We start from the raw sequence: 17,049 nt of genomic DNA on the forward strand, positions 1-17,049 counted from the left end.
AAAAACAATTAATTACAAGCAAGCGAGGGTAACGCCTAACCTGAACCACCATAACGGAAGCGCTGGCGCTTGCCAATAAAAAGCACCGATTTCAGCGACTTTGACACAACCAGATTTTGGCGATTTGCACCTCATCCAAGGAGAACACGCAGACGGGGCATGGCATGAATAAGCCAATGAGTTCGCCCATGCGGCGAAAAGCGGGACGATTGGTGAGAATGGCGATACGCCTGAAGTCATCGAGATGAAAGAGCCCAAGCAGCACGTCCTGCCATAGCGACAGCAGGCTGACACCCCGGCATCCATCAGCAATTTCGTACCAGATACGCACCGATGCATGATCTTTGAGCGCTTGTTCGAGGGCGGGGATCAATACTCGGCTGTAGTCATCGGCCTCAATCATCCCTGATGCTTCTAAAGCAATGGTATCGTGGTCAAATCCTGGTTTGAGTCTTATCATGTTCACCCCATCAGAGTGTGAACCACGACGGCGCATCATGCGGTCAGCTTGACAATTTCCTGGTCGAATAAATTTTTGATGAGCCCAGAGAAATCAGCAATAAAGTGCGTTTGTTCCGGCGTGGCTTTTTTGTTTCCAACATGGGCCAGGATTTCTTCGAGATCGTAAACGATGGCGTCGATTTCCCGAATGACCATGTTACGTTGGGCAAAACTTAATTCGGGATTTTGACCGCAAACCATGATGATCTGCGCGGACAACTGCTCTTCAAAGAGCTCCATCACTGTCTCATCAGCTAAACCCTTTCCCTCAGGCGCTTCGAAAAGCCCCAAGTTTTCAGTTAAGTACTGTATGAGATGCACGTAACCTTCTTTATCAGTGACCATGTCAAATCCCGTATTGCATTAATGTCGGGTTTAAGCCCGCATTTTTATTATGGAACAAGTTGCTTTCTTCTTCCTTAAAGCATGCAATTCCTGTTATTTCTCAAGTGTTAGCACGAATGAAACCGGTACGGCACTGCTGATGGCCGATAATCCCGCCAATTCACGCAACTTTTCAATCCCGGCGGTTAAACCAAAATTGGCTGCGTTAACGATTAACATGGCACTGCTGCTGACCATCAGGGTGTTATCAGAGACTCTTGCCACAGTCACTTCGACATTGAGCTTGTCTGATTTACCATGCAATTCCACAGTCGCTGGAATTTCCGCTTTTGTGATTTCACCGGGTTTCAATGCGTTCACCAATGACGGCTCTATCTTGGCAGAAAGTGTTAATGAGGGAAATTGCTCCACTTCAAATAACATGCTTTTCATGCGCTCATCGCGAATTTCAATACCTGTATCGACAGACGCCAGTGGAATATTGAGGCTGAAATCGCCTTGTTCGGACAGTTTGCCTTCAAGGCTTTTAAATTTGTGAACTTCAGCAACATCGCCCTTCTTGACCGAGATGAAGCTGACGTTGGAATTGGCTGCATTCAATTGCCAATCGGCCATGGCACCCGAGGCAGATACCAGCAGGGCTGCGCCCAACAAAGTACGAATAAACATCACTTGTCTCCTTGTGTTTCGTTGCGTTCAGGCCATTCCTGAATTGCTAAATTAGTGACAACACAAACAATAAACCAAACGGCCACTATAACTCTAGCTGCAAATTCCTGTCAGGGCTGTCAATTGACTGAAATATCTGCTTGTTAAAGTTCAGATACATTATCAATCCCTTACGAGGTTAACATGTCGGCCCCACAGCACACTGGTACAGTAAAATGGTTTAACGACGAGAAAGGTTTTGGCTTCCTGAGTCGCGATAATGATTCAGATGTATTTGTTCACTACCGCGCTATCAATACTCAGGGAAGACGCACTTTAAAAGAAGGTCAAAAAGTCAGCTTCAGCCTGGTTGAAGGCCAAAAGGGCCTCCTGGCAGCAAACGTCACGCCACTGTGATCAGGGCGCCAGGCGCTCAATATCCCAACCCGCCGCCGTTTTTTCATAAATAAAGCGGTCGTGCAGCCTGTGTTCCCCGCCCTGCCAGAACTCAATACTGGCGGGACGGACCAGATAGCCGCCCCAGAAAGATGGCAATGGCACTTCACCGGCGGAAAACTTCTGCTTCATCTCCATAAACTTGGCTTCCAGGACCTGCCTGGCACTGAGTTTGGATGACTGAGCAGATACCCAGGCTGCAATCTGGCTGTCTTTCGGTCGGGTAACGAAGTACTTGAGTACCTCAGCCGTTGAAAGTGGTTCGGCAATGCCTGTCACAGCCACCTGTCGCTCCAGAGGGTGCCAGGGAAAGAGCAAGCTGATGTGGGCGTTATGCTTCAGTTGAGTCGCCTTGCGGCTACCCAGATTGGTGAAAAATACAAAACCCTGCTCGTCGAAGCGTTTGAGAAGCACTATCCGTTGATAGGGTTGGCCTAGCTCATCGACTGTCGCCACACACATGGCCGTGGGGTCGGTAAGCTCTGCGGCCTTGGCCTGCTCCATCCAGCGCTCAAACAATGCCATGGGGTCTTCGGGCAATTCGCTGCGCCTGAGGCCGCCTTTGGTGTATTCACGGCGAATGTCGCTGAGATCTGTCATGGTGATTCCTTATGGGCACTGTATCGTTTGAGGCATTCTAGCCGCTTGACGTGCAACAAAAAAGCCGACAGTGAGGTCGGCTTTTGATTTTATCCGCCAATCACCCCCAGGAAAGAGTCAAAGGCGATACCCGTATTAATGAGCTGTAGACCTAAGGTGCACCAGCCTGACGGCCTATGGCTTCGGTATCCGCTGATTACACGGAGTAATCAACACAATTCTCTGCGTATAGCCAGAGACCTCAGGCGCAAAGGGGATAACGTCTGGCGGGGCGAAGATTACATGGGCTCGGGAATAAGCACTTCATGACACAACTGCTGATAGTGGCTGAACTCCACCCTATACCCCTGGGACATGGATAAGGCACAGCTTCCCAGGCACAGGTGCGCGGGGTAGTTTTCGGTATGACGCTGGGCGTTAAACCCAATCTCATCCCAACTGCCCGGATTTAGAATACCCAGCAAACGAGAGAAGATTTGACGATATTCGCCTTCCAGCGGCAAGTTGGTTTCAAAGCTCACGTAGGAGCTGTTTTCCTGGGGCGTAATATGAATGGTCATGTAGCGATCGCCACGGATGCCATTGATAGAATACCCAAAAGGTTCAAACAAAAAGTCGTCAAATACAAACCCGGGTAACATGGCATCCAATTGCAACAGGCGGCGGATTTCAGCAGCACTCTGATGTTCACTGCGCAAGTAATCGGCAGCCTCACCACGGATGTGGTACATCAAAAGCTCACTGGTATGGTCATCTGCAGTTGCTTCGTAAGGTTTGTTGCTGGTGAAAATATAGTGATGGTGGGAATCCAGATGTCCGATTCTGAATGCATCCCCCGGCAACAACGCGCGGATGGCGGTTAAATCGTCGGTAAAGGCACTGCTTTGCAAGTGTGACAGATACTCGTTTTTGCGCTGATAGCTGGCAAAAGCAATCTTTTCAGCACCGACTTCATTGATAAAACGGACAACGGCTTTAGCGAGGGTTGTGGTGCCGCAGGTCAACATCAGGAACCTGTCGTCCCAGACAAACAAACTCGATTCGCTGAGCAAGTAGGCATCGCAGTGTTCATTGTTGATACTGGAGAGGATTTCCGCATTGGCGCAGGCCACCATCTCTTTCCAGAATTCACGCCCCAGTGCTCTGAGTGAGCCGAATTCGCGGGTGACTATGACTTCTATTTTTTTTTCTGAACCTTCAAAAAACATTTTTCTCTACCTGAGGGCCGGGAGGGCTTACGCCCTGGTTCCCCGGCCTGGCTTCACCTTGCCTTAGTATGGGTTAAAAGTCTTCCAGATAGGTGTAGCCCTTGAGGCCCACCTGGAGTTCTTCGAGGATCATCGCGCGCTCGTCTTCTGCGATGTGTGAATTCACCAGCTCCTCGTAGGTGCGCATGAAGGACACGGCATCGAGGTTCACATAGCGCAGTACGTCGGCTACCGTATCACCGGCAAGTACAGACTCGATATTGGTCTGGCCTTCTTCGTCGATACGCACCACTGCTGAGTTGGTATCACCAAAGAGGTTGTGCAGGTCGCCGAGGATTTCCTGATAAGCACCCACCAGGAAGAAGCCAATCAGATACGGATCTTCAGCTGACCAGTTAGGTACCGGCAGCGTGGTTTCAATACCCTGACCATCTACGTATTGGTCAACAATACCGTCTGAGTCACAGGTGATATCCAGCATCACAGCACGGCGCTCAGGCACCTTGTCCAAACCTGACAGCGGCAGCACAGGGAATACCTGGTCGATACCCCAGGCATCGGGCAGTGACTGGAATAAGGAGAAGTTAACAAAGAATCTGTCAGCCAGTTTCTCGTTCAGTTCATCGATGATCGGGCGCTGATAACGGTTACGGGCGTTCATCAAGCCCTGCAACTCGTGACACACAGCAAGGTTACACTGCTCGGCCCAGGCGCGGTCTTCCAGGCTCAGCTGTCCCAACGCAAAGAGGGATTGGGCCTCGGCCAGATCAGACTGAGTATCGTGGAAGATTTCAATCAGAGCACGCTGATCGAGACGTGAGCTGATTTCATTCCAGCTACGCCACATGTTGTGCAGCAGCTGAGGCGCTTCTTCTTCCGGCGCAGGAATGTCTTCCGGGCTGTATGCCTCGGTGCCAATCACGTCGGTGATGAGTACCGCGTGGTGGGCAGTGAGGTAACGGCCTGACTCAGAAATAATGCGCGGCATTGGCTGTTCGTTCTGATTACACACATCGGTGAGCACAGATACGATGTTGTTGGCGTATTCTGCCAGCGCGTAGTTCATGGAGTTGTTTGACTGACTGCGGGTACCGTCGTAATCCACGGCCAAGCCGCCGCCCACGTCAAAGCAGTTAACCTTGGCGCCCAGTTTACGCAGTTCACAGTAGAAACGTGCGGCCTCACCTACACCGTGGCGAATATCACGGATGTTGGCGATTTGCGAACCCAGGTGGAAGTGCAGCAACTGCAGCGATTCCAGCATGTCTTCATCTTTCAGACGCTCGACGACCTTTAAGATTTGCGCAGCAGACAGACCAAACTTGGACTTTTCACCGCCGCTGGCCTGCCACTTACCCTTGCCCTGAAAAGCCAAACGGGCGCGCAGACCCAGGCGTGGGGTAACACCCAGCTTCTTGGACTCTTCGAGCACCATCTGCAGCTCGGACATCTTCTCGAGCACTATGTATACACTGTGGCCGAGTTTCTCACCAATCAGCGCCAGGCGAATGTATTCTTTGTCTTTGTAACCGTTACACACGATTACTGAACTGGCCTTTTGCGCCATGGCAAGCACAGCCATCAGCTCAGGCTTACTGCCAGCCTCAAGACCCAGCTGAGGCACAGTCTTGCTTACCTGGCTTGCGAGGATTTCCTCAACCACGGTCTGCTGTTGGTTTACCTTGATGGGGTACACCAGCAGGTAGTCAGATTGATACTCGTATTTCTGAATGGCCTGATTGAACATCTGGCACAGGTGATCAACTCTGTGGTGCAGAATTTGCGGGAAACGCACCAACACTGGCAAACTCACACCGGCTTTAACCATATCCTTGGCCAGCGCGTTCAAACCAATTTTGAAGGTGGGATTTTTAGGATCCGGGGAGACGGTTACCTCACCCTCGTCGCTGATCCCATAAAAACCCTGACTCCAGTGGGCAACGTTGTACCCGGCGCGGGCGTCGTCAATTGACCATTCGTTCATCTCAATTGTGCCTATATATAGAGAGATATTAAGCGGTCACGGTCATGGCTGACCGGATCGCCTGTTCGACGTATTTAGGCAAGGCAAAGCTTGCCTGATGCACTGCGGGCGTGTAGTAACGGGTACTGATCCCAGCCTCGTTGAAACGCGCCTCGAGGGTTGCAAGGTCAAGCTTGCGCGCCTCAGGATTGTCGGTGGCCCAGGCAAATGCCATGGAACCACCAATGTACGTTGGGACTGCCGCCATGTAAAACCAACACTCCCGGGTATAACTGCTCATACGGCGCACCGTGTCCTGCAGGGATTCAACCTGCATAAAGGGCACCCCATTTTGGGCCACAAAGATGCCGTTTTCATTAAGGCATCGTTTACAGCCCGCATAAAAATCAGAGCTGAACAGCACTTCGCCGGGGCCAACCGGGTCGGTACAGTCAGAAATAATCACATCAAACCGCTCTGCGCAGTTGGCAACAAAGTCCATGCCATCGGCGATAACCAGCTCCACTCGTGGATCGTCGTAGGCGCCGGCAGAATGATTAGGCAACCAGGTTTTGCACATGTCCACAACGGCGCTATCAATTTCCACCATCACGATACGCTCAATAGCCTGGTGTTTCACCACTTCACGGAGCATGCCGCCATCGCCACCGCCGATAATCAGCAGGCTTTTAACCTGTCCATGTGCCAACACCGGCACGTGGGTCAACATTTCGTGATAGACAAATTCATCCGCTTCGGTGGTTTGAATGGCGCCATTGAGGGCCATCACCCTGCCAAAACGGGCATTTTCAAAAATTGATAAATGCCACTGACTGGTCTTTTGCTCGAAGAGCACCTTGTCTATCTCGAAATATTGACCATAGCCGCTGTGCAGCGTCTCGAAATATAGATTGTTGTCTTGCATTTAACTGAATCCGATGGTGTCGGTTTGAAAAGTGTAGAATACCCAGTCCCGTGCACTTCGAAGGAAAGACGGAAAAAGGAAGCCGTAAGGTCCAATTAGACCGGCTTATTGGGGACTATTGGCCTCTTCGCGGCCAGAATTGATGCGGATAAGGGTAAGGTGTTTTACGTCTGTGTCGATAGCAACCAGGTCCTGAGTGAGACAAGAAGCCAGCTTGAGGCAATGTGCAGAAAGCAAATGATAGTGCATTAGCCAACTCCCCCTTCCGTTAAACCGTACCTCTTGCGTCATTTGATGTGCAAGATGACACAGCCCGTGACTCATCCAAAATATCCAGACCGATAAACTGACCTGTAAACAGGCGCCAGACTTTGGGAATAGACCCAAAAACGGCGCAATTAAACCCCGCATACCACAAGAATGCAAGCAAGAATTCGCATTTGTTCAATGAGTTGCAAGATATACTACAAAGCGAACAAAGCCCCCAGGTGCAAAGTCATAAAATACTTTTTAATATCATAGGCTAACGAGTTAAACCTCACACAGTTTTCAGAGTATGTGTTCAATATATTTAAATAGCTCAGACTCACTTTTTGACATGCAAAAAACCTTGTGAAAGAAGCGGTTTTTATCAGGCGCGTATATCATGAACAAATCCCGGTGTGGCTAAAGCCTAAACTGAGGTGAATCCCGCCGGTTTGGGGTATAATCAGCGCCGTAATGCCCAATCATCTGAAATCAGGTACTCAATGATCCAATTAGGAAAAACTTGCCGGCTGGCGGTTGTTAAACAAGTTAATTTTGGTTTTTATCTCAATGCCGGTGACTTCGGTCAGGTGCTGTTACCCAATAAGTTTGCACCCGACAACCTGCAAGTGGGTGATGAACTTGATGTCTTTCTGTACCTGGACTCCGAAGATACGCCCATTGCCACCACGCAAAAACCCCTGGCGCAGGTCGGTGAATTCGCCAACCTGAAAATAGTATCGGTCAGCCGGGTAGGCGCCTTCCTCGATTGGGGATTGGACAAAGACTTGCTGCTGCCCTTTGCTGAGCAAACCCGTCCACCGGAGGAAGGCAAATATCAGTTGGTACACCTGCATATCAACCGTGCAGATGACAGAATTGTCGCCTCGGCGAAGCTGGATAAGTTCCTCGATAAGACGCCTGCATCATACAAGCCAGGCCAGGAAGTGAAACTGGTTATCGCGGGCCGCACGGATCTCGGTTATAAGGCGATTATCAACGATAGCCACTGGGGGCTTATCCATCAAAGCGATGTGTTCAAGCCACTGCGTGCGGGTAATAAACTCAAGGGTTACATCAAGCAGGTACGCCACGACGGTAAAATCGATTTGGTGCTCAACAAAGGCACCCGCGATGAATTGGATGCCCATTCAGGCGTCATCCTGAAAAAACTGCAGGCTGCCGGTGGCTTCCTGCCCTTGGGCGACAAGACTGACGCCGATGTGATTTACACTGAGCTGGGTATGAGCAAAAAAGCCTTTAAAAAGAGTATTGGCGGCCTCTTCAAACAGGGTAAGCTTCGAATCACAGACGATGGACTCTATCTGAACTGATTGATTAAAACGGTGGCATGGCCACCGTTTTTTTATTGGCGAAATGGTAACAAAGTGCGTTGCCTATGGGCACAAGCAGCTTGCTCTGATATAACAGATTCAGGAAGTTAAAGGAGTTTTCAATGTTGCTTGATGCCATCGAAGCCAGAATCATTGGCTGTTTATTGGAAAAAGAAGTTACCACCCCGGATCAATATCCCCTTTCGCTCAATGCCCTGACACTGGCTTGCAATCAAAAAAGCAGCCGGGCCCCCGTCATGGACCTCTCAGAAACGCAGGTTCAGGCTGGCATTGATGAACTCACCAAAAAAAGGCTGGTAAGCGAGCAATCCGGATTCGGCAGCCGAGTCGTCAAATATAAACACAGGTTTTGTAATACTGAGTTTTCAGATCTTCAGCTTTCCAGCGCACAGGTTGCGGTACTTAGCCTGCTGCTGCTAAGGGGACCGCAGACACCAGGCGAGCTGAGAACCCGCGCCGGTCGTCAACACGACTTCAAAGACATTGCTGAAGTCGAAGCGACCCTGACCGCGCTGGCATCCCGGGAAACGCCGCTAGTGGTGCAACTTCCCAGAGAGCCGGGTAAAAGGGAGTCGCGATTCAGCCTCACCATAGTCGAAGCCACAACAGGCATGACAACACATTCGGTTGCGTCCCAAGTTGACGAACGGGACGATAGCCGCATAGCTGCCCTGGAGGAGCGAGTCGCGCAGTTGGAAGCGCGCCTGGATGCACTCTTATTACAAACACACTAATCCGTGACGACAGGATGTTAGCATGTCTCAAGTTCAGCTCGCCCATCCGGGTCCTATGACCCATGTCTGGTTGATAGCCAGACAGGAAGTTATCAAAGGTTTTTTTAATCTCAGGGGGCTCATTGCCCTGGTCGCATATTGTCTGGTGTGGGGTCTTATTCTCTACTATCCCATCCGTAGCGCCGCCAAATATATTGCCGATCCCCACATGCGTCAGACCCTGTCAGAAATGCTTGGAGTGGTCAGTCCAAAGTATTTGCTCTCTTGGGATGTCCCTGAGCTGTCACTGTTTTGGGTTATCAGTCTCTATTGGTTTCCGCTGTTTGCTATTTTAAGCAGTGCCGATCAATTCGCCTCGGATAAGAGTCGTAAGACCTTTCGCTTTTTGGTGCAGCGCACCGGGCGTGAAGCCCTGTTTTTCGGCCGGGTAGTCGGGCAATTATTATTGCAAAGTGCTTATATCGTCACTGCCGGACTCGCTACCCTGATGCTGACGCTGTTTCGTGAACCCGATCTTGCCGGTGCAGCGATTTCTGACGGTATTGTGGTGCTGTTAAACCTGCTGATTGTGATAATGCCCTACATAGCGCTGATGGCCTTGCTATCGCTTTATGCCAACAGCGCCCGCCAGGCGACACTATTCGCCGTGTTGGTGTGGTGCGTTCTGGCTATTGTGTCGGCGTTGGCCGCTTATTATCTACCTTCTCTGCCGAGCCTTGACTGGCTGTTGCCAGGAAGCCAGATTGAGATGATTGTCGATAACACACCATTGGGGGCCCTGCTCCATGCGCCACTGCCTTTAGTGCAAACCGCTGTGCTGCTGTTTCTTGGACTGGCATATATGAAAAGGAGCGCACTGTGAGCCTGATAGTTACCCGAAATCTGACCAAACGCTACGGCAGCAAAACTGCACTGGATGATGTATCTCTGCAAGTGGAAGCCGGCGCCCCGGTTGCACTCGTCGGTCCTAATGGTGCAGGTAAAACCACCCTGATGAGCCTGATGTGTGGTTATATTCAACCGGACGGCGGGAGCCTCGAAATTCTGGGTCATGTTCCGGGAAGTCGACAACTGTTGGGCAAGGTGTGTGCCCTGCCGCAGGACGCCTTGCTCGATCCCAATTTCAGCGTAGGCGAACAACTTTCATTTTTTGCGTCTCTACAGGGATTCTCTGCCAAAGACGCCCGCCGGGAAGCGGAGCGGGTATTGGAGCTGGTTGAGCTGAAAGACGCAGCCAGACACAAACCCACTGCGCTAAGCCATGGCATGGGCAAGCGTGTTGCCATTGCACAGGCCCTGATCGGCACCCCTCAGCTTGTGCTGCTGGATGAACCCACTGCCGGCTTAGATCCTGCCAACGCCCGAGCCGTAAGGGAGCTGATATCCCATGCAAGCGAACAAACAACCTTCCTGATTTCATCACACAATCTCGAAGAACTCGAACGTCTGTGTGACACAGTCCTTTATTTGGATAAGGGGAAACTCAGCCAGTCCCTGTCGATAAAGTCAGAGAGTGTTGAGCGCTTTTTAACACTGAGCCTCCAGGATAGTGCTGGGGAGGAACTTGGTGACAAACTGAGCACACTGCCTGGGGTCCACAGCGTGAAACGTCAACACAATGGCCGAGAGTTTATCATCGGATTTGAGCCTGCATCGAGGGACTACGGCCTGGAAAAAGCCGCGTTGGAGTTACTTGCCATAGAAGGCATTCGCTATCGACAACTGTTGAATGGCAAAAGTTTGGAAGACAAGCTCTTTTCCTGATGTTTTCCTTAGCAGCGTAAATAAAAAGCACCCACAGGGGTGCTTTTTTATACCATTGTGCAATGGCAGGGATGATCATCGCCAAACAAAAAGCCGGGCATCATATAAGTGTCACTGTCGCCCGTGTTCTGCACCGGTCAAACGCCTCAACTGAGCCTAAGAGTAACTGTCAGGCTCCGAAAAGTCCGCGAACTTTGTCTATCAATAACATGCAATAACCCAACCTACACCGTGACCTTAAGCTCGACTAAAGGTCGTTCGCACATTTTATCGTTCGGGATCGCTCAGGATTGCCTCTTCTGTGCTTACTACCGCTCAAATGAATCCCGACATGCCTCAAACGTCATCATCAGTTCTCGTTTGAACGATTAAAACATGCCAGAAATCGTTACATGGCATGAAAAAAGCCGGTACTGACAAATTCGAGGCAACAAAAAAGCCGTGGCATTTGCCACGGCTTTTATACATCTCTTGGGAGAATTAACCGATTACGGTTACGTTCTCAGCCTGAGGACCTTTCTGACCCTGGGTCACGGTGAAAGACACCTTCTGACCTTCGTCCAGAGTCTTGAAACCGTCAGTGTTGATGGCGCGGAAGTGAACAAACACATCTGGGCCAGCTTCCTGAGCGATAAAACCAAAGCCTTTATCAGCGTTGAACCACTTAACTACACCAGTCACTTGAGACATATTGGTATCCTGTAACATTAAATATTTAAACAATTGCCGGTTAGGGCGGTGGAGCGGGAAAAGCCGGTATTACTTAATGTTTACAGGACAAACTGGTCGTGCGGAACACAAAATAAATCCAACCTTCAAGCTTCATCGACTATACTCCATCCTAGACATAAGTCAACAAACCTTTGTGTATGTCGTTCTGATTTTTTACTTACATTTCTGGAATTTGGCTTAAGACCTGTTTAAATATCATACAGACAGCCTCTCAAGCCCATGCCAAGCTATTCTATTTCCAAGTTTTACAGCACCCGACGCTGTAAATTTATCCGAAAATCCAGTTCGCAACTGAATGGCTCGCCAGCAAGCTGTGTGCGTGCCTCTGGGGTAAACTTCCAAGCGTAGGGAGTCATTTCAAGAAATGCGAGTATGAGCTCGGGGTTTTCCATCTCGAGCTGCCATTGCAAGCGCTCTGAACTCACGATTTCAAATCCATCGATTTGCTCTACGCTATCTTCATGCAACCTTGGGGTGTCGTATATGCGCTGCTTGACGGCGAAGTGATGCATGGGCCCGGCTGACACTGTCAGCAAATGGCCACCCGGTTTAACCAAGCGCTTGAGTTCTTCAGGTTTTGAGGGCGCATAAATGCGTACTACTAGGTCGAAAAACTCACTTGCAAACGGCGTGTCAAAACTGCTGGCAACACAAAAATGAATTTGCGGATATCGTTTGGCTGCCGCCTTCAGGGCAGCCCTGGAAATGTCCAGGCCGTAAAGTTGGGGCCAAATGTCTTCCTTTGCCAGAACCTGTTGCAGCCTGTGGGTGTAGTAGCCCTCCCCACACCCGAGATCCAGTATGGTTGCTGGACTTACCGGTAACCCAAGTACCAATTCCCCCACCCTGTCACTCAGTGCTTGGTAAGAGCCCGACTCCAAAAACAAGCGACGGGCCTGCATCATCTCCTTGTTGTCGCCGGGGTCCTTTGACTTTTTTTTCTGTACCGGTAACAGATTGACATAGCCCTCTTTTGCCTTGTCGAATCTATGACCTGCGGGGCATACCAAGCCGGTTGTTTCCGACTGCAAGGACGCTTTACATAAAGGACAAAGGTAAATCGGCTGAATGTTCTGGGCTACCATTAATCTTCCTCTGCGATAGCCAACACCATCGCGTTAACCTCTGGTGTTGATAAAAGCTCGTAACACTCCAACAGACGTTTGAGTTTGTCTATGTTCTGTCCGTAATCGTTGGCACTGGTACCTATTTTGGGGCGTTCCTGAGACTGCGCGTACTGCCTGAGCAACCATTGGCGACGCTGACTCAGCATGGGTTCAATGCGCATCGCTTCGGCTGCAACGCCAGGATGGCACTCGACACCAGACAGATAAGCGACCAGTTCGTGCCTTGCTTGTTCAAGCTCAGTAATGAGCAGCGCTAAAGCGGCGCTGCTTTCGCCATATTCGGGTTCCCGGGCGAGGACATATTTGGCGTTTTTCAAAACCGAGGGCCCCTCACACAGGTGTAAATCGGTTTCAAGCGCGACGAGATTAAACTCCCCTTCACCGTCCAGTCGAACCCCCAATAACCCTGAATCGCGTTGTTCAACCGCCAGGGTGATTAGCAAACCACGGCGCAGTCTCGCCAATAAGCGCGCCGGCGTACGGGAACTGTTGGCGTATACTCTGAGTCCTTGCCCTTGTCCGCGAAGCAGATGTTCAGATGCATCTGCCCTGTTCATGTGATCCGCAATAGCCGTTTGCCCCTTGTCATCGACTATGACTGATTGACACTGCTCTTCATTGTTAGGTACTTGATCGTTAGGCTCTTGGTAAGGAAGCAAGCTAAAGCCCGCTTGTAACCTCAGTAAAAACTCAGCGTCGGTTCCTGTTTGGGTGACCACCAATTCGATAAGAGGCGCTCGCATCACCTGCATCAGTACAAAATCACTGACGTCGTCGGTGAGGTTCAGTAAAAAACGAGAAGACGGCCGCTCCGCGTCGATACTGATGAGTTCTGGCAACCGAAAATATTGATTAAACATGAGTAAATCCTTCCACTGGTGGATTATTTTACCTCTGTATCACATTTATGGTCATCCGCAATTTACGTAAAGGCCCCAACAAATCGCTCAGTCTGGCGTATATTTACCCAACAAGACGGCAAGGAAACCGGTAAGAGATGAATATGGCGCATCAAGTGATAAGATAAGCGCTTAACTTGTCACGGACAGAGCTAATTTCCCGATGGAAAACTATATTCAGCCCACTATTTTTTGGCACGACTATGAAACGTTCGGGGCCAGTCCTGCGAAGGACAGGCCTGCACAATTTGCCGGTGTCAGAACCGATCTGGACCTGAATATCATCGACGAGCCTGTCACATTTTACTGCCGTTTAAGCCCCGATTATTTACCCGCACCGGAGGCGATTCTCATCACAGGTATTACGCCGCAACTGGCGAATCGTCAGGGCTTGCCTGAAACCGAATTCATGGGCCGTATCCAGGCCATTTTCAGCAGACCCAATACCTGTGTTGCGGGCTACAACTCGCTGCGCTTTGATGATGAAGTAAGTCGCTACGGTTTTTACCGCAACTTTATTGACCCTTATGCCCGTGAGTGGCAACAGGGCAATTCCCGCTGGGATATTATCGATCTTGTGCGTGCCTGCTATGCCCTACGCCCGGAAGGCATTAACTGGCCAGAAAAAGAGGACGGCAGTCCCAGCTTTAAACTTGAGCATCTGACAGCAGCCAATGGCCTTGGACACGACAAGGCCCACGATGCCATGTCAGATGTGTATGCCACAATCGCACTGGCCCGGCTAATCAAGGAAAAGCAGCCCAAGCTGTTCGACTATTACTTCCGCTTAAGGCGTAAACAAGCCGTGGCCGAACAAATCGATGTACTGGCGATGCAGCCGCTGGTGCACATCAGCTCCAAAATACCGGCAACCCAGGGCTGTGCAACCTTGATAGCTCCGGTAGCGCACCATATGCGCAATAAAAATGCCGTCATTTGCGTCAATCTGGCCATGGACATTCAGCCACTGATTGACCTCGATGTGGATGCACTGAGAACCCGGCTTTATACCAAGCGTGAAGACCTCGCCAATGATGAGCTGCCCGTGCCTGTGAAGCAAATTCATCTGAATAAATGCCCCTTTGTCGCCAACGCCAAAACTCTGGATGACGCCAATGCTGAGCGATTGGGCATAGATAAAGCCTTTGCCCGTGAACAATATCGCTTACTCAAACAGCATCCTGAGATCCGCGAAAAACTTACGGCACTGTTTGAGGAAGAACCCCAGGGTATGTCCAACGATCCCGACTACTCCCTCTACAGTGGTGGTTTTTTCTCTCCTGCCGATCGTGCAAAAATGGACATCATACGGAATACGTCGCCGGAGCACTTAGCCGCGCTGGAACTGCAGTTTGATGATACCCGTCTGCCAGAGATGCTCTTTCGCTACCGGGCTCGCAACTACCCGCTCACCTTGTCCTATGATGAAAGCCTGCGCTGGCGAGAGTTTTGTCAGGCCCGCTTGAACGACCCTGACTATGTCATCCGCCTTGAAAACTTGCTGGAAGAAACCACCAAGGATGAAAAAAAGCAAAAGCTCCTCGGCGCTTTATGTCAGTACCTGCAGTCGCTTTAGCAGAAAACCCACATAAAATGGGATTAGACTCCCATTATCTGTGTAACAGAATAACTAAACTGCAAGTCAGTAAAATTAACAGCGAAGGAAAACGGCTATGCAAGACAGATTTGTCCGCCGGATAAACGAGCTGCCAAAAGCATTGGCAGATGAACTGCTTCCCATGCTGGGTGAGCAATTTTGTGGTCATTTGGATGCGCAGCAGGTAAAGCAGCTCTGCGCAGTGTCAGCAATGGATAGCCACGAGCTGGGATTGGCACTGCTGCCCATCGCAGCTGCACTGGCTAAGCCTCCAGTAAGTAACTTTTATGTGGGTGCCATTGCCGTGGGAAGCGGCGGCGACTTTTACATGGGAGCCAATCTGGAGCTGCAGGGTGAAGCCTTGTTTCACTCGGTCCATGCCGAGCAAAGTGCCATCAGCCACGCCTGGCTAAGTGGTGAAACACAAATCAGCGATATCATAGTCAACGCCAGCCCCTGCGGTCATTGCCGCCAGTTTATGAACGAGCTGGTGCAGGGTCAGGCTATTCGTATTCACCTGCCGGGGCAAGACACTGCGCCACTGAGCCACTATCTGCCCTATGCCTTCGGTCCTGCCGATTTAAATGTTACAGCGCCTCTGCTATCAAAACAGCAAACGGAACTGGTACTGGAAAGTGATGATCCCTTGCTGATTGAAGCACTCGATCACGCCGGTTTGTCCTACGCCCCATACAGCCAGTGTCACGCCGCGGTGGTGCTGGAAACTGAAGACGGCGCTAGTTTCTGCGGCCGCTATGCCGAAAACGCCGCCTTTAATCCATCGATGTTGCCCATGCAGATGGCATTGTCGGCTCTTGTCAGACACAACCGCAGCTTCAGTGACATCAAACGTGCAGTGTTGCTTGAGTCATCACAGGGTAAAATTTCCCTGGTTGGTGCCACCATGGACGCCCTCCATGCCGTTGCCGTGGTTGAGCTCGAGCATCTGGTCGTTGACCCTGTGTAAACCCAAAGCTAATGCAGTAAAAAGCCCGCTTCATGCGGGCTTTTTGTTTTATCGGGAACGGCTCTACCACCGAACTAGCTGACGATTGATTTAACCAGGAGTTATTTTCGGCTTTTTTCGAGGCGGGCCATCAGGCTTGAGGTATCCCAGCGATTGCCCCCCATGCCCTGTACTTCTGAGTAAAACTGATCCACAAGGGCTGTCAGCGGCAGATGCGAGCCATTACGGCGGGCTTCTTCCAGGGCGATACCCAAGTCTTTACGCATCCAGTCTATGGCAAACCCGAAGTTGTACTCACCGGCCCACATGGACTTATAGCGGTTTTCCATCTGCCAGCTTTGGGCGGCGCCTTTGCTGATGACTTCCACCACTTTTTCGCCATCAAGGCCTGCGCTACGGGCAAAATGCAGTGCTTCGGCCAGCCCTTGGACCACACCGGCGATACAAATTTGGTTCACCATCTTGGTGAGCTGGCCTGCACCTGTTTCACCCAGACGCTCGGCGCAGCGGGCGTAGCTCATGATGACGTCTTTTACCTGGTTAAACACGGCTTCATCACCGCCTGCCATCACGGTCAGTACGCCATTTTCGGCGCCGGCCTGACCGCCTGAGACTGGTGCGTCAACAAAGCCAAAGCCTTGAGCGTTCAGCGCGGCGCCAATCTCGCGGGCAATGTCGGCAGACGCTGTGGTGTGGTCAACCAGCACGGCACCTGCATTGAGACCATGGATAACGCCATCTTCTCCAAGTACCACCTGGTGCAAATCTTTATCGTTGCCCACGCAGGTAAAAACGATGTCCTGGTCTTCAGCCGCAAGCTTTGGACTCAGCGCCATGGCGCCACCAAACTGCTTCACCCAGGCTTCAGCCTTGGCGGTGGTCCGGTTATACACAGTCACCTGGTGACCAGCCTTGACCAAATGTCCGGCCATGGGATATCCCATCACCCCCAGTCCGAGAAATGCCACTTTTGCCATTGTTC

The 17,049-nt window shown here is 50.9% G+C and carries 19 protein-coding genes; 7 read left to right on the forward strand and 12 right to left on the reverse strand.

Going from position 1 to position 17,049, the window contains the following annotated elements; all coding sequences use genetic code 11:
* Positions 1 to 91 precede the first annotated feature (91 nt).
* From SAMA_RS10230 to SAMA_RS10240, 3 genes are all read right to left on the reverse strand, one after another.
* Positions 92 to 460 (reverse strand): SpoIIAA family protein, encoded by a 369-nt coding sequence (locus SAMA_RS10230; protein WP_011760070.1) that lies wholly within the window; start codon positions 458 to 460, stop codon positions 92 to 94.
* A 35-nt stretch (positions 461 to 495) separates the two neighbouring features.
* A complete protein-coding gene (locus SAMA_RS10235; protein WP_011760071.1) occupies positions 496 to 846 on the reverse strand; it encodes a DUF3802 family protein in 351 nt (116 codons plus the stop codon).
* A gap of 93 nt (positions 847 to 939) precedes the next feature.
* Entirely contained in the window at positions 940 to 1,515 is a 576-nt protein-coding gene (locus tag SAMA_RS10240) for a YceI family protein (protein ID WP_011760072.1), read from the reverse strand.
* A 183-nt stretch (positions 1,516 to 1,698) separates the two neighbouring features.
* Between SAMA_RS10240 and SAMA_RS10245 the strand changes: the two genes are divergently transcribed.
* Positions 1,699 to 1,911: a cold-shock protein gene (locus tag SAMA_RS10245; RefSeq protein ID WP_011760073.1), complete on the forward strand. Its 213-nt coding sequence runs from the start codon at positions 1,699 to 1,701 to the stop codon at positions 1,909 to 1,911.
* Here SAMA_RS10245 and pdxH read toward each other — a convergent pair whose 3' ends face one another.
* The 5 genes from pdxH to SAMA_RS19690 all read right to left on the reverse strand — a co-directional run bounded on the left by pdxH (position 1,912) and on the right by SAMA_RS19690 (position 6,895).
* Positions 1,912 to 2,550 (reverse strand): pyridoxamine 5'-phosphate oxidase, encoded by a 639-nt coding sequence (pdxH, locus tag SAMA_RS10250; RefSeq protein WP_011760074.1) that lies wholly within the window; start codon positions 2,548 to 2,550, stop codon positions 1,912 to 1,914. It abuts the gene before it with no gap.
* A 278-nt stretch (positions 2,551 to 2,828) separates the two neighbouring features.
* Complete coding sequence (locus SAMA_RS10255; RefSeq protein WP_011760075.1) at positions 2,829 to 3,758, reverse strand: adenosylmethionine decarboxylase; 930 nt, start codon at positions 3,756 to 3,758, stop codon at positions 2,829 to 2,831.
* 73 nt (positions 3,759 to 3,831) lie between these two features.
* Positions 3,832 to 5,742, reverse strand: a complete 1,911-nt coding sequence (gene speA / locus SAMA_RS10260) for a biosynthetic arginine decarboxylase (protein ID WP_011760076.1) — start codon at positions 5,740 to 5,742, stop codon at positions 3,832 to 3,834.
* Between the two features lie 28 nt (positions 5,743 to 5,770).
* Positions 5,771 to 6,646 (reverse strand): polyamine aminopropyltransferase, encoded by an 876-nt coding sequence (gene speE, locus SAMA_RS10265; protein WP_011760077.1) that lies wholly within the window; start codon positions 6,644 to 6,646, stop codon positions 5,771 to 5,773.
* Positions 6,647 to 6,751: 105 nt separating this feature from the next.
* Positions 6,752 to 6,895, reverse strand: a complete 144-nt coding sequence (locus SAMA_RS19690) for a hypothetical protein (protein WP_011760078.1) — start codon at positions 6,893 to 6,895, stop codon at positions 6,752 to 6,754.
* 500 nt (positions 6,896 to 7,395) lie between these two features.
* Here SAMA_RS19690 and SAMA_RS10270 point away from each other — a divergent pair, with 500 nt between their 5' ends.
* From SAMA_RS10270 to SAMA_RS10285, 4 genes are all read left to right on the forward strand, one after another.
* A complete protein-coding gene (locus SAMA_RS10270) occupies positions 7,396 to 8,226 on the forward strand; it encodes a CvfB family protein (RefSeq protein ID WP_011760079.1) in 831 nt (276 codons plus the stop codon).
* Positions 8,227 to 8,348: 122 nt separating this feature from the next.
* A complete protein-coding gene (locus SAMA_RS10275) occupies positions 8,349 to 8,981 on the forward strand; it encodes a YceH family protein (protein WP_011760080.1) in 633 nt (210 codons plus the stop codon).
* Between the two features lie 22 nt (positions 8,982 to 9,003).
* On the forward strand, positions 9,004 to 9,843 hold the full coding sequence (locus SAMA_RS10280) for an ABC transporter permease subunit (protein ID WP_011760081.1): 840 nt from the start codon (positions 9,004 to 9,006) through the stop codon (positions 9,841 to 9,843).
* Positions 9,840 to 10,745: an ABC transporter ATP-binding protein gene (locus SAMA_RS10285; RefSeq protein ID WP_011760082.1), complete on the forward strand. Its 906-nt coding sequence runs from the start codon at positions 9,840 to 9,842 to the stop codon at positions 10,743 to 10,745. Before SAMA_RS10280 ends, SAMA_RS10285 begins: the two co-directional genes overlap by 4 nt.
* A gap of 480 nt (positions 10,746 to 11,225) precedes the next feature.
* On the opposite strand, the gene SAMA_RS10290 is transcribed toward SAMA_RS10285, so the two are convergent.
* The 3 genes from SAMA_RS10290 to SAMA_RS10300 form a co-directional block, all read right to left on the reverse strand.
* Positions 11,226 to 11,435 (reverse strand): cold-shock protein, encoded by a 210-nt coding sequence (locus tag SAMA_RS10290; protein ID WP_011760083.1) that lies wholly within the window; start codon positions 11,433 to 11,435, stop codon positions 11,226 to 11,228.
* 287 nt (positions 11,436 to 11,722) lie between these two features.
* On the reverse strand, positions 11,723 to 12,562 hold the full coding sequence (rlmA, locus tag SAMA_RS10295) for a 23S rRNA (guanine(745)-N(1))-methyltransferase (RefSeq protein ID WP_011760084.1): 840 nt from the start codon (positions 12,560 to 12,562) through the stop codon (positions 11,723 to 11,725).
* A complete protein-coding gene (locus SAMA_RS10300) occupies positions 12,562 to 13,464 on the reverse strand; it encodes a hypothetical protein (protein ID WP_011760085.1) in 903 nt (300 codons plus the stop codon). Before SAMA_RS10300 ends, rlmA begins: the two co-directional genes overlap by 1 nt.
* A gap of 202 nt (positions 13,465 to 13,666) precedes the next feature.
* Between SAMA_RS10300 and sbcB the strand changes: the two genes are divergently transcribed.
* Both sbcB and cdd read left to right on the forward strand, forming a co-directional pair.
* The gene (gene sbcB, locus SAMA_RS10305) at positions 13,667 to 15,079 is read left to right on the forward strand and encodes an exodeoxyribonuclease I (RefSeq protein ID WP_011760086.1); all 1,413 of its coding nucleotides are present in this window, start codon (positions 13,667 to 13,669) and stop codon (positions 15,077 to 15,079) included.
* Positions 15,080 to 15,176: 97 nt separating this feature from the next.
* A complete protein-coding gene (gene cdd, locus SAMA_RS10310; RefSeq protein ID WP_011760087.1) occupies positions 15,177 to 16,067 on the forward strand; it encodes a cytidine deaminase in 891 nt (296 codons plus the stop codon).
* Positions 16,068 to 16,168: 101 nt separating this feature from the next.
* Here cdd and SAMA_RS10315 read toward each other — a convergent pair whose 3' ends face one another.
* Positions 16,169 to 17,044, reverse strand: coding sequence for an NAD(P)-dependent oxidoreductase (locus tag SAMA_RS10315; RefSeq protein WP_011760088.1), 876 nt, complete (start codon positions 17,042 to 17,044; stop codon positions 16,169 to 16,171).
* Between the last annotated feature and the right edge of the window lie 5 nt (positions 17,045 to 17,049).

The sequence above is a fragment of the Shewanella amazonensis SB2B genome (genome assembly GCF_000015245.1).
Classification (GTDB): Bacteria; Pseudomonadota; Gammaproteobacteria; order Enterobacterales; family Shewanellaceae; genus Shewanella; species Shewanella amazonensis.